This window comes from Virgisporangium aurantiacum (genome assembly GCF_016863635.1).
Classification (GTDB): domain Bacteria; phylum Actinomycetota; class Actinomycetes; order Mycobacteriales; family Micromonosporaceae; genus Virgisporangium; species Virgisporangium aurantiacum.
Window position 1 is genome coordinate 1 of the sequence record NZ_BOPG01000012.1, and the last position, 13497, is coordinate 13497.

At 69.0% G+C, this 13497-nt stretch carries 8 protein-coding genes; 3 read left to right on the forward strand and 5 right to left on the reverse strand.

What is annotated here, in order from left to right; translation table 11 throughout:
• From Vau01_RS08830 to Vau01_RS08845, 4 genes are all read right to left on the reverse strand, one after another.
• A partial coding sequence (locus Vau01_RS08830; protein ID WP_203989125.1) for a ricin-type beta-trefoil lectin domain protein occupies nucleotides 1-2249 on the reverse strand: 2249 nt, incomplete at its 3' end.
• A gap of 214 nt (nucleotides 2250-2463) precedes the next feature.
• Complete coding sequence (locus Vau01_RS08835) at nucleotides 2464-3867, reverse strand: endo-1,4-beta-xylanase (RefSeq protein ID WP_373320206.1); 1404 nt, start codon at nucleotides 3865-3867, stop codon at nucleotides 2464-2466.
• A 159-nt stretch (nucleotides 3868-4026) separates the two neighbouring features.
• On the reverse strand, nucleotides 4027-4821 hold the full coding sequence (locus Vau01_RS08840; protein WP_203989128.1) for an RNA polymerase sigma factor: 795 nt from the start codon (nucleotides 4819-4821) through the stop codon (nucleotides 4027-4029).
• A 42-nt stretch (nucleotides 4822-4863) separates the two neighbouring features.
• Entirely contained in the window at nucleotides 4864-7239 is a 2376-nt protein-coding gene (locus Vau01_RS08845) for an RICIN domain-containing protein (RefSeq protein ID WP_203989130.1), read from the reverse strand.
• Between the two features lie 626 nt (nucleotides 7240-7865).
• Between Vau01_RS08845 and Vau01_RS08850 the strand changes: the two genes are divergently transcribed.
• Together Vau01_RS08850 and Vau01_RS08855 are read left to right on the forward strand one after the other, a co-directional pair.
• The gene (locus Vau01_RS08850; RefSeq protein WP_239151436.1) at nucleotides 7866-9554 is read left to right on the forward strand and encodes an arabinofuranosidase catalytic domain-containing protein; all 1689 of its coding nucleotides are present in this window, start codon (nucleotides 7866-7868) and stop codon (nucleotides 9552-9554) included.
• A 29-nt stretch (nucleotides 9555-9583) separates the two neighbouring features.
• Complete coding sequence (locus tag Vau01_RS08855; RefSeq protein ID WP_203989132.1) at nucleotides 9584-10918, forward strand: ricin-type beta-trefoil lectin domain protein; 1335 nt, start codon at nucleotides 9584-9586, stop codon at nucleotides 10916-10918.
• Nucleotides 10919-11037: 119 nt separating this feature from the next.
• Here the strand turns inward: Vau01_RS08855 and Vau01_RS08860 are convergent, their stop codons facing one another.
• Nucleotides 11038-12084, reverse strand: coding sequence for a LacI family DNA-binding transcriptional regulator (locus Vau01_RS08860; RefSeq protein WP_203989134.1), 1047 nt, complete (start codon nucleotides 12082-12084; stop codon nucleotides 11038-11040).
• A 193-nt stretch (nucleotides 12085-12277) separates the two neighbouring features.
• Here Vau01_RS08860 and Vau01_RS08865 point away from each other — a divergent pair, with 193 nt between their 5' ends.
• Entirely contained in the window at nucleotides 12278-13489 is a 1212-nt protein-coding gene (locus Vau01_RS08865) for a sugar ABC transporter substrate-binding protein (RefSeq protein WP_203989136.1), read from the forward strand.
• The last annotated feature ends 8 nt before the right edge of the window (nucleotides 13490-13497 follow it).

Consider the following 13497-nt stretch of genomic DNA (forward strand, 5'->3'; position numbering starts at 1 on the left):
ATCCGGATCCGGGCACCGGCGGCGGTGCCGGGCGCGTCGAGGCACTTGTTGCCGTACACGGTCAGCTGCTTGTTCGACGCGAGTGTCCATTGCTGGTTCGCACCGCCGTTGCAGTCCCAGATCTGCACGACCGCGCCGTCGGCCTGGCTGGCGCCGTTGACGTCCAGGCACCGGTTGGCGCCCGCGCCCCGGATCTCCCCGGTCGGGCCGGGTTGGGTGCCCACCGGGGTGATGGACAGGTTGTCGAACTGTGCCGTCACGCCCTGCCCGGTGGCGTAACCGATCTGCCCGGCGACCCAGGCGGAGTCCGTCACGCTGCCGACGGTGGCGCCGTCGACGGCGGCGGTGAGGGTGCTCCCGTTGAGGGTCAGCGACACGGTGTGCCAGCGGCCGGTGCCCAGGGCCGAGACGGTGCCGCTGGCGAGCGTCCGCTGGTTTCCGCTGGTGTTGTTGCTCCGGATCGACCAGGCCCCGTTGTCGGCCACCCGCAGGTAGTAGGCGTTGAGGTTCTGCGGTTGCTCGTGGTTGTAGGTGGTGGCCCGTCCGACGAGTTGCACGTAGCCGGACTTCTCCAACATGACGTCCGACGACACGGTGTAGTTGCGCCACGTCGTGTCACCCAGCAGGGCGAACGGTTCGGCGTGGCCGGAGGTCCAGTAGATGGGCGCCTGCTCCGACATCTGGCGCACGCACTGGCCGGTCCGGCCGCCGCCGCACCCGACCACCTCGAACGAGCCCTGGTGGTCGCTCAGGTACTTCGCTTCCCGCGCGGTCGCATAGCTGTCGAAGGTGTCGCTGTAGGGCAGCTGCAGGTTGCCCTGTGCGGATCCGCTCGCGGTCCCCTTCCCTTGTCCGCTGGTCGTGGTGATGCTGTAGACGTAGCCCGGCTGGACGGTGAGCGAGAACGTTCCGTTCGATGGCGTGATGTCGGCGCGCCTGACGAAGTATTCGCTCGCGTTGCTCGACCGCACGTTGGTCGACCACACGTGCACCGTTCCGGTCGACAGCCCGCCCGCCACGGTCAGCGTGAGGTCCTGGGCCGCGGCGGCGTCCATCGTCTCGATGACGGTGCTGTAGTCGCGGTTGTTGGTCGATTTCAACGAGACGTAGCTGCCGTTGCTGCGGTTGCCGCCGAGGTAACCGCTGGAACTGTCCAGGTACCGCCAGCCCGGCGCGACGAACTGCGTGGTGTGCCCCATCACCCACGCGTTCTTGCCGATGGAGTAGTAGCCCGACCACGGCTGCGAGGCCACCGCGAGGCCCGTGGTCGCCCACGGGATGTTCGGCGTGACCGCGGCGATGACCGGCCAGTTGATGTAGGCGGTCATCTTTCCGTCGATGTAGTCACGGTTGATACCGCGGGCCAGGGCCTGCGCGCCGGCGTTGTAGTCGTCGGAGCCGTTCTCGCTGGCCCACAGCGCCTTGCCGGAGTTCACCGCGGTGGTCGAGCTCGGGCAGTTCGTCTGCGCGCTGCGGTAGCCGCAGACGTAGTGGCTGCCGAACACGGCCACCGCGTTGGCGAACGCGGAGTCCCGCTGCGCGTCGTCGGCGGCACCCCAGCCGAACTCGTCGGCCGCCACGATCTTCACGTTCGGGTAGCCGCGGGAGTTCAGCGCCGAACGGAGGTTCTTGTACCAGGTCACGTCCCGGCCGCGCTCGTTCCACCCGCCGAGGTAGTCGATCGTCAGGCCGTGGCTGGACGCGCAGCCAAGGTAGGCGATCAGGTAGTCGATCGAGTCGGTGGACCAGAAGTTGCCGTTGCCGATCCAGCCCGGCGCTCCCCAGGACAGGGCGTAGATCTTGATGTCGGGGTTGCGGGCCTTCGCCTGGCCCATCAACCACCATTCGTACCCGCGGTCGCAGTTGACAGTGCCCCGGGTGTGTTCGTGGCTGGGTTCCGCGCCGGACGTCGAGTTGGTGTCGCCGCCGATCTCCACCTTCAGGATCTGCATGGCGGCGCCGTGGCCCGGCTTGAACAGGTAGTCGAGGATCTGGCCGCGTTGCGGTTCCGGATAGTCGACCAGCAGCCGGCTGTTGCCGCCCCCGCCGCTGATCGCACCGACGCCGTCGAACGCCCGTCCCCCCGACGAGCCGTTGATGGTGATCGCCGTCGCCGCCTGCGCGGGCGTGGGAAACGCGACAAGCACACCGGCCGCCGTCACCAACAGGCCGACGACGGACGCCCGGAGGCGACCGGGCCGGTGCCGGGCGGGCCGGTGGTACGACCCGCTGTCCGCACGTGTTCTCATGAGTTCCGTCCTTCTCGGTGAGGGGCCGACCCGTGACTGTCCGCGGCATCGGCGGCCGCCGCGTGTCGGCACATCGATCACGCAGGCACCTGTCGTCGACGATCCGGAGCTGGCCGGGGCGGCCCACCCGGTGCTGAGCACCACCGCCCCGGCCTGGCCGCCCCACCCCGGGCAGCCGTCTCCGCCGTGCCCTACGACATGGCGGTCGTTCCCGTCAGATCCGCGTCCACCGCTGGTTGCTGTTGCCGTGGCAGGACCAGACGATGACCGCGGTGCCGTTGGCGGTACCGGCGCCGTTGACGTCCAGGCACAGTCCGGTCTGGGCGTTGCTGACGGTGGCGTTGCTGTTGAGGGTCCACTGCTGGTTGGCGCCGCCGTTGCAGTCCCAGATCTGAACCCGGGTGCCGCCCGCGGCGTTCGACGGTGCCTCCAGGCACTTGCCCATCACCTGGAGCGCGGAGCCGTTCACGGTGAACTGCTGGTTGGTGCCGGTGTGGCAGTCGTAGATCTGTACCTGGGTCCCGTTGGTGGTCACGGAGTTCGGGATGTCCAGGCAGCGTCCGGAGGCTTCGCCGCGCAGCCGGTTACCGGTCGGGTTCGGGTTCGAGCCGCCGTTGAGGGTGTCGAGCACGGCGCCGTACGCGGCCTTCTTGTTGCCCGAGCAGTCGAACAGCAGCGGGTTGTCGCCGCTACGCCACGAGTCGCAGTCCCGCACGCCCCACACGGTGATACCGGTGCACCGGGACACCGCGAGACAGGCCCGGGTGACCGTGGCGTAGGCGTTCGCGTTGGCCTGCGCGATATCGAGCTCGGTGATCTGGACGTCGACGCCCAGGTCGGAGAAGCGCTGCAGGTTCGCCTGGTAGTCACCGGGAACGGAGCTGCCCAGGTGCGACTGGAAGCCCACACAGTCGATCGGCACGCCGCGGGACTTGAAGTCGCGGACCATGTTGTAGATGCCGGTCGACTTCGCGTTGATCCCGTCGGTGTTGTAGTCGTTGTAGCACAACTTGGCCAACGGGTCGGCGGCGCGTGCGGTGCGGAAGGCCACCTCGATCCAGTCGTTGCCGGTGCGCTGCAGGTTCGAGTCGCGCCGGCCGCCGCCGCCACCGTCGGCGAACGCCTCGTTCACCACGTCCCACGCGTAGATCTGCCCACGGAAGTGGGTGGCCACCTGCGTCACGTGGTTCATCGCCGCGTTGCGCAGCGCCGAACCGGACATGTTCTGCGCCCAGGGCGGCTGCTGCGCGTGCCACAGCAACGTGTGGCCACGCACCGACATCCCGCGGGACCGGGCATGGCTGACGATGCGGTCGCCGTTTCCGAAGTTGAACTGGCTCTGGTTCGGTTCGGTGTGGTCCCACTTCATCTCGTTCTCGGGCACGAGGCTGTTGAACTCGCGGTTGAGGACCGTCATGTAGGTGGAGTCGCCGAACTTGTACGTCCCGACGGCGGCGCCGAAGTAGCGGCCCTTTTCCGCCGCCGCCGTGCCGAGGGTGGTGCCCGCGTGGGCCGGTGCGGCGACGGCCACGGTCATGCCGGCCGTCAACAGCCCGACCGTCAGGATGGGCCGGACCGCTCTCAGAAGGTGTCGCCTCGACCCGCTGGAAAATCTCATGCTGACCTCTCTCAAAGTCGGACCGTCAGGTCGGCCCGCTGGAGGCTGCGGGTGGAAGCGCTAGCCCTCGATGTAACGCACATTGCCAGAATGTTTCGACACAATCAATAAACGACTATCGATGTTCTGTGGTCTTTCCCAACAGGCGGTCCACACCCGTCACGGGACCCCCGGTCGCGCTCCCACATAACACTTTTCCGGAAGCAACGCGAGACATTCGAACAGGACCTCCGGCGGAGGCAACCACGCCGACCGGTGGTCGCAGTCGGGGCACGACCGCACGTGCCGCACGATCCGCTTGCGCCAGAGCGGACCGGGCACGCCGTCCCAACCCTCCACCGTCGCGGCCAGCCCGCCGCAGCGCGGCACGGTGTCCAGCGCGACCACGACGGCTCTGCTCAGGTCCAGCCGGTTGCGGGAGCGCTGCACGCACACCCCCGCGTGCGGCACGCTCTTTCCCAGTGCCGACGCCAGCTCGGTGCGGGTCAGCCGGCCGGCGCTCTCCAGCCACCACAACCACAGCGGCGCCCGATCGTCCGGGTCGATCCACCGGCTGGCCCGCGCCATCTGTCGACGCTGGTTCGCCAGTTCCAGGCGGAGCAGGGCCGCGTCCTCGGCGGCCGCCACGGGCACGTCGACGGCCTCGTCCAGAGCGACGGTCCGGACGTCCGCCGCCCGCCCACGCGTGCGGAACGTGCTGACCTGACGCATGACGATCGCCATCAGCCACGGCCGGAAGCTCTCGGGTGTCCGCAACGCCCGCAGTTCCCGCAGGACACGCAGCATCGTCTCCTGCACGACGTCGTCGACGTCCGGCACGCCACCCAGTCCCCTGCGCACGGTGGTGTACACCAACGGCAGGTACGCGGTGACGAGTTCCGTGAGCGCGCGCCGGTCGCCGGCCTGCGCGGCGGAAAGCAGGCTCAGCTCGTGGGCACCGGCAGCCGACGTCATGCGTCACCCCCGCACCACCCCGCGGCGGCGCCGGCCTCCGGCCTACCTGCGCGTCCACTGCTGGTTCGTCCCGCCGTGACACGCCCACAGGTGCACCTTCGTACCGTTGGCCGTGCCCGATCCGCTGGCGTCCAGGCACAGCCCCGACTGCACCCCGGTGATCGTGCCGTTGGCGTTCAGGTTCCACTGCTGGTTGGTCTGGCCGTTGCAGTCCCAGATGATCGCGGTGGTGCCGTTCGCGGCACCCTGGCCGTTCGCGTCCAGGCACTTGGTGCCGTACACCATGAGCTGCTTGCCCGAGGTGTACGTCCAACTCTGGTTCGCGCCTCCGGAGCAGTCCCACAGTTGGGTCTGGGTGCCGTTGGTGGTGGTCGCGTTCGGGACGTCCAGGCAGCGCCCGGACGCGGCACCCACGATCTGGTTGCCCGGCTGCGAACTGCCGCCCTGCGGCCCGGCGGAGGCCATCACCGACTGGGCACCGGCCGGCCAGTTCCCGTTGGTCACCGTCACGTTGTTGTTGACCACGTTGCCGCGGTCGCCGTTGGTGACGTTGGTGCTGCCGTTGGTCGTCCAGTTGCCGGTGACGGTGAAGTTGCCCATGTTCTCGGCGAAGTAGTAGTTGGCCGTGGCCCACGTGCCGATGGCCGAGAAGACGTTGCGCGTCGCGGTGTAGTACCGCGAGCCCTCGTCGAAGTAGATCCCGAAGTAGCCGTTGGTGCGTAGGCAGTAGTTGTCGCTGATCATCGCGTTCGGGTTGGCCGACAGCGTGTAGATGCATCCGCCGTCGTTCATCTGCTGCATGACGTCGTGCACGTAGTTGCCGACGAGCCGGTTGTTCGACGCGGTGGTCGCCGTGGTGTATCGCGGCTGGTAGTTGTACAGGCCACGATCGGCGTAGTGGTTGCTGCCGCCGGCGTCGTTGGATCCCCAGCCGTACCCGATCGACATACCGGTGTAGGGCAGGTTGTACACCTCGTTGTGCGAGATGGTGGCGTTGGTGATGTAGGTCGCCAGCACCGAGACGATGCCCCGGTACTCCAGTCCCAGGTCGTGGACGCGGTTGTTGCTGATCGTGATGTCACGGTTGACCATCCGCTGGTCGCTCGGGTGGTGCGCGTCGGCGCGCACCCCGCCGACCACGATGCCGCCGGCCGAGCTCTGGGCGATCTCGGAACGGGTGACGGTGATACCGCTCGCGCCGAGGCCGACGCCGCTCGCGTGGGCGTTCGCGTCATTGCCGATGCCGATGGCTGTCTGGCCCAGATTGACGAACCGCGAGTCGGTGACGGTGACGGTGTTGGCGGCCGAGATCTGCACGGCGGCGGGCATCTGGAACCAGTTCGGCCGGGTGGCCTCGAACTGGGTGCAGCCGTTGTGGCAGGAGGTGAAGCCCGGCCAGCTCCAGTTGCCGGCCATGTAGGCGCCGGTCTGCTGGTCGACGTAGCCCTGGTTGCTGCTCGGGCCCAGCCAGCTGGTACCGGTGAAGGTGATGCCGCTGAACGTGATGTGGTGGGCCGGCGCGCCGTAGGTGCCACCGATGTTCACCAGGGACTGCAGCGCCGGAAGTTCGGCGCTGACGGTGGCCATGTTCTGGCCGGTCCGCGGGATGTAGTACAGCACCCCGGTTCCGGGGTTCAGGTACCACTCGCCGGGTGAGTCGAGGAACTCGTAGGCGTTGGTGAGGTACAGCGGACCGGCCCGGTGCGGGCTGGTGAAGGTGTCGTACCCGAAGTTGTTGTTGTTCCACGCCGGCTGCTGCATCGTGATGAGGTTCCCGCTGATGCTCTGCACCGGCGAGTACCGGTCGGTGAACGAGTTGACGGCCTCCATCTCGACCCGGCTCTGGTTGGCCAGGTTGTTCAGGTAGCTCAGGGCACCGTTCGAGAAGCGCATGCCGGTGCTCGACGCGGTGAAGTCGGCGCGGTTCACCTGGGTCCGGGCCCGGGTGGCGATCGCGCCGTCGACGTAGAACTGGCGGGAGTCGAGTCCGGGGGTGACGTTGGCACGCCAGATGTTGCGGCCCTGGTCGGCCACCGACCAGCCGGTCACCGGCCGGGCGCCGCTGATCACCGGCCGTGCCGACGCAGCCGCCTGCCACACCACCGTGTGGCCGTTCGACCCCGAGTCGTCGGCGGTCAGCCGTAGCGGTGCCGACGGCCGGTAGACCCCGTCGGCCAGTTGCACCACGATGTCGTCGGACATCGCGTCGTTCAACGACCGGACCGCGGCCTGCGCCTCGCCCAGCGAACACGGCTGGGCGGAGGAACAGGCGGTGCCCGATCCGGAGGGGGCGACATACAGGGTGGTGACCGCGGCGGACGCGGGGGCGGCAAGTGCCACCACGGCGGCCGCGGCGATCGCGGTCGTGGCGATCGCGGCCAGCAGGTGCCTTCGTACCGCGGGGGACGATACGAACACGGGATCCTCCTACCAGGGTGGGGGTGATCACGGGACGCGCGGCGACGGGTACCCGGACCCGATCGTCGGGTGGTCGGCGAGCCACCTGGCGATCGGAGCCGGGACCCGGGTCTGGACGCGCTGCGCCTACACGCATGCGGCGCTGTGGCCCGCGGTCGGGCGTGACGGTTCGGCCGCGGGGCGGGCCGCGGCTGGAGTCGAACATGGTCGATTCATATGACGTATTACGAAGCGTGAGCAACCTTAGAATGTTAACGTTCTCTTCGTCAAGTGATCGCGGTCGATTTGGTGGATGACCTCGCGAAAGAGGGCCAGTCCATCCCGGGCGATGGGCGGCATCCCGCCACGCCACGCGCCGCCGATGTCATGCGCCAGGCCACCCCACGGCGGCGCACACCGGGCGGGTTCGCTCACGCCTTCGCAGCGCCTTCGCGGGCACCCTCGCGGACGCCGAAAATCCTCAAAATCGTGCGCGATAAGTGTTATGGAATCCCTCCCACGAGGGTCGCATTGACTTATTCCGATGTGTATCTGCATGCTTGCCACGCCGGAGACCTGACTGCCTGTCACGGCGGACGGCATGTCGATCTCACGGCACACGCACGGCGCTCCGCGCCCGAACGCGGTTGCGCCGACTCGTGCCGGCGGCCGCGACACCGGCCGTCCACACCGCGCCAAGCGTCCTCAGCGGACAGTTCGTCGGCGCACGGTTGCTGCAGTGGGGCCGCCGCGGCGGCATGAACCAGTGGCGGCGGTTCAGCCTCGCCCGGCCCCACCGCATCGGGGTGCCCGGCGCGGCCTCGCCGGGCACCCCTCCCCCACGACACCAAGGAATCGACATGGACCTTCCACACCTCAGAAGTCGCCCGTACCGGCGGCTGACCGTGCTCGGCGCCGCCCTGCTGCTCGCTTTCGTCCCCGGCGCCGCGGCGGCCGCGCCGATCCAGCCCGGGCAGAGCGCCACCATCAGGGGCGTCCAGTCGGGCCGTTGTCTCGACGCGCCCGGCTCCACCAACGGCACGCAGGCACAGCTATGGGACTGCAGCGGCGCGGGCGGCCAGACGTGGACCTACACCTCGGCCCGACAGCTCATGGTGTTCGGCACCAAGTGCCTGGACGCCAACGGGCAGGGCACCACCAACGGCACCGCGGTCATCGTCTGGGACTGCAACGGTCAGCCGAACCAGCAGTGGAACGTCAACACCAACGGCTCGATCACCGGCGTCCAGTCCGGGTTGTGCCTCGACGCCAACGGTTCGGGCACGGCGAACGGCACGAAGATCATCCTCTGGGCCTGCCACGGCCAGAGCAACCAGCAGTGGGACTCGCCGTCGACCCAGCCGCCCTCCGGCACCGCGCCGTGCGACATCTACGCGTCGGCCGGTACACCCTGCATCGCCGCCCACAGCACCGTGCGGGCCCTCTACGGCGCTTACGGCGGCAACCTCTACCAGGTCCGGCGCTCGTCGGACAACGCCACCCGCGACATCGGCGGGCTGGGCACGGGCGGCGCCGCCAACGCCGCGACCCAGGACTCGTTCTGCGCCGGCACCGCGTGCGTCGTCACCGTGGTCTACGACCAGTCCGGCCGGGGAAACCACCTGTGGTATCAGGGATCCAGCGTGGTCCCCGGGTCCAGCCAGAGCCGTCCGGCGTCGGCGACCTCGGAGTCGCTGACGGTCGGCGGCACCAAGGCGTACTCGCTGTACATCAACCCGGGCAACAGCTACTGGCGCGACGGCCACCTCACCGGCGTGCCGACCGGCAGCGCGCCCGAAGGCATGTACATGGTGACCAGCGGCACCCACGTCAACAACGGCTGCTGCTTCGACTACGGCAACAGCGAGACGACGCGGGCGGCCGACGCCGCCGGTGCCATGGACGCGATCAACTTCAGCACCCAGTGTTGGTTCGGCGGCTGCTCCGGTAGCGGCCCGTGGGTGCAGGCGGACCTGGAGTGGGGGCTCTACCCCGGCGGGTCACAGTCGTGGAACCCCAACCAGCGGGCGTTCACCAGCAAGTTCGTGACGGCCATGTTGAAGAACAACGGCACCAACCGCTTCGCGCTCAAGGGCAGCAACGCGCAGGCCGGCAGCCTCTACACGCTCTACGACGGCGCCCTCCCGTCCGGGTACAGCCCGATGCGCAAGCAGGGCGCCATCATCCTCGGCAGCGGCGGCGACTGCTGCAAGCCCGGCGGCGGCGCCAACCTCAGCGCCGGCACCTTCTACGAAGGAGCGATGGTCGCCGGCTACCCGTCCGACGCCACGGAGAACGCGGTACACGCCAACGTCGTCGCCGCCGGCTACCGCTGACCCCCGCACAGAAGATCGGAGAAACGAACATGCGACACGGCAACGATCGTCATCGGTGGCGCGCGGGCCTCGCCATCGCCGCCACGACAGTGTTGGCCGCCGTCGGTTTCGTCGGCATCCGTCCGGCGTCGGCGGCCGGCAACCTCACCACGGACGTCACCACGCTCGCGACGACGGCGGGATGCGGCAAGGCGCCCGGGTTGGCCAGCGGTACCCACACGATCCAGAGCAACGGCAAGTCACGCAGCTTCATCCTGCGCGTGCCCGCGAACTACAACAACAGCAACCCGTACCGCCTGATCTTCGCGTTCCACTGGCGCGGCGGCACCATGAACGACGTCGCCTCGGGGGGCACCAGCGGCACTCCCTGGTCCTACTACGGGATGCAGGAGCAGTCGAACAACAGCGCGATCCTGGTCGCCCCGCAGGGCCTCGGCAACGGCTGGGCCAACTCCGGCGGCGAGGACATCACGTTCGTCGACGACATGAACCGGCTCATCGACAACGCGCTCTGCGTCGACACGACACAGCGGTTCGCCCTCGGGTTCAGCTACGGCGGCGGCATGAGCTACGCGATCGCGTGCGCCCGCGCCACCGTGTTCCGGGCGGTGGTGGCCTTCTCCGGCGCGCAGATCAGCGGCTGCAACGGCGGTACCCAGCCGATCGCGTACTTCGGCATCCACGGCATCTCCGACAACGTTCTCAACATCTCGGCCGGACGCTCGTTGCGCGACACGTTCGTCCGCAACAACGGCTGCACCGCGCAGAGCCCGCGGGAGCCTGCGGTCGGCAGCCGGACGCACATCACCACCGTCTACTCCGGATGCCGCGCCGGGTACCCGGTCCAGTGGGCGGCGTTCGACGGCGGCCACATGCCCGGACCGGTCGACGGGTGCGCCTGCGAGAGCGGCATCACCACCTGGACCAAGGGTGAGGTGTGGCGGTTCTTCTCGCAGTTCCAGGCAGGCGGCCCGGATCCCGGGCCGACCGGCAACCGGTTGCGCGGCGAGGCGTCCGGTCGCTGCCTCGACATCCCGAACTCCGGCACCGCCAACGGAACTCAGGTGCAGATCTGGGACTGCCACACCGGCACGAACCAGCAGTTCACCCAGAACGGCGCCGCGCTGCAGGTGATGGGCAAGTGTCTCGACGCGCCCACCAATGCCGCCGCCGGTACCCGGGTACAGATCTGGGACTGCAACGGCGGCACCAACCAGCAGTGGAACCTCAACGCCAACGGCACGATCACCAACGCCCAGACCGGACTGTGCCTGGACGTCAACGGCGCCGGCACCGCCAACGGCACCGCGGCGATCGTGTGGACCTGCCACGGCGGCACCAACCAGCGCTGGGCCCGCGCCTGACCGGCTCCGGGTACGGGTACGGCCCGCGGCGGACCGCCGCGGGCCGTACCAGCGCGTCAGCTACAGGGAGCCCGTTGAGCGCGGGCGAGTGGTGATCGCGGCCGGGTCACCGTCGCGGATCACGTCCTGCGGCGTGCGGCCGACCGCCCCGGTCCCGCGGTGCCGGCGGGAACCCGGCCGGTGGTCCCGCCGGGCACGAGCACACCCGTACGCAGCGCGGCGGACACCGGCGGCCTGCCGTCCAGCTGCTGGAGCAGGGCCTCGACTGCGAGGCGTCCCAGCTCCAGACCCGGAGTGCTGATGGTGGTCAGGGGCGGATCCCACATCTCCGCGAAGTCGGCCGAACTCAACATGGACAGGACCGACATGCGGTCGGGCACGGCCCGGTCGAGCCGCTTGAGCTCCGCGACGAGACCGGCCGCGCCCGCCTCGTCCTGCACGATCACCGCGGTGGTCCGCGGCGCCAGGGCCAGCAGTTCGCGGGCTGTTTCGCGGCCGGAGGCGACGTTCGACCGGCAGTACAGCACCACCGGGTCGATGCCGCGCTCGCCGGCCAGCTCCCGGTAGGCCTGCTCGGAGCGGACATACGGACCGAACCCGGCGACGCCCTCCTCGTCGCGGTCGCCGTTCACGAACGCGATGTGTCGGTGCCCGAGATCGACCAGGTGGTCCATGGCCACCCGCATCGAGGCCGCGATGTCGATGTCGACGTAGTGCAACCCGGTGACGTCGCGGGTGCGACCGATCAGCGTGAACGGGGTGTCCAGCCCGCGCAGCGCCTCCACCCGCGGATCGTCCAGCGCCACGGACATCAGCAGCACCCCGTCGACGAGCTTCTGGCCGACAAGCGTGACCAGTTCGTCGCCGTCGTTCCCCACCGGCCAGATCACCAGGTGGTGCCGGGCTTCCTTCGCCGCGGTGGCGGCACCGATGATGAACTCGCGGGTCGCGGCGCCCAGCCAGAGCCGGGAGAACGGGGTAGCGAGCGCGAGAATCCGGGTCCGGCGGCTGGCCAGGGCACGGGCGACCACGTTCGGCCGGAAGCCGAGCTCCGCCATGGCCCGTTCGATCCGCTGCCGGGTCTCCGGCGTGACCGGCTTGGTGTTGTTGACCACGAACGAGACGGTGGCGATCGACACCCCTGCGGCCTCCGCGACCTCACGCATCGTGACTGCCATTCGCGCGACCCCATTCCTGTCCGAAAGGACGTGTTGACAACCTTCCGGCTGGCTTCCAGACTCTACCGCGAGTCAGGTATAGCGCTTAACCACCCGTCGCGTCATGTCACAAGCCACCCCCTGTGTCCCGGCGGTTAAGCGCTATACCGAGCGCGATCGAGTCAGCTAAGGAGCTGTACCGATGACAAGAAGAATGGCCGCTGTCGCGGCCGCGGCCACCCTGGCAGCCCTCACCCTCACCGCCTGCGGCAGCGACGGGTCCTCGTCCGACGAGACCGTCGACAGCCTGACCGTGCTGGACTACTACACCGACGAACCGACCACGTCCCAGGTGCGCGCCCTGCTCGAGAAGTGCGGGACGACCATCGGGGTGGGCAAGATCGACCGGACCGCCGTGCCCGGACCGACCCTCATCCAGAAGGTCCTGCAGCAGGCGTCGTCGAAGACGATGCCGGACGTGCTGATGCTCGACAACCCCGACATCCAGCAGATCGCCGCCACCGGCGCGCTCACACCGCTGGACGACTACGGCATCAAGGCCGACGGCTACGCCGCCGGTCCGGTGTCGGCCGCCACGTACAAGGGCAAGCTGTACGGTCTGCAGCCGGCCGCCAACACCATCGCCATCTTCTACAACAAGGACGTCCTCGCGAAGGCCGGCGTCACCCCGCCCACCACGTGGGCGGAGCTGAAGGCCACCGCCAGGAAACTGACCGCCGGCGACCAGTACGGCTTCGCGTTCAACGCCACCGCGGACTTCGAGGGCGCCTGGCAGTTCCTACCGCCGATGTGGACCAACGGCGGCGACGAGACCAACCTCAAGAGCCCGCAGGTCGCCGGGGCACTCCAGCTGTGGAAGGACCTCGTCGACAGCGGTGTGACGTCCAAGAGCGTGGTCACCTGGACCCAGGCGGACGTCAACGACCAGTTCATCGCCGGCAAGGCAGCCATGATGCTCAACGGGCCGTGGCAGATCCCCACCCTGGACAAAGCGAAGGTCAACTTCGGCGTCGTCCCGTTCCCGGTCAACACCCCCGGACAGACGTCGACCGCACCGCTCGGCGGTGAGGCCTGGACCGTTCCGCTCACCGGCGACAAGGCGCGGATGAGCAAAGCGGCTGAGCTGGTCAAGTGCATGAACACCGACGAGAACCAGCTGGCCCGGGCGAAGGACGGCGGGCTGGTGCCCACCAGGCTCGCGCTCGGAGCCAGGTTCAAGACCGAGGTACCGGCGATGGCCGGCTTCGCCGACGCGGTGGCGCAGGCCCGGGCACGCACCGGAAAGCTCGGCGAGAAATGGCCCGACACCGCCAAGGTGATCTTCTCCGGCATGCAGTTGGTCCTCACCGGTCAGGCGGCTCCCGCCGACGCGATGGCCAAGGCCGGCGGCTAGCCGGTCCG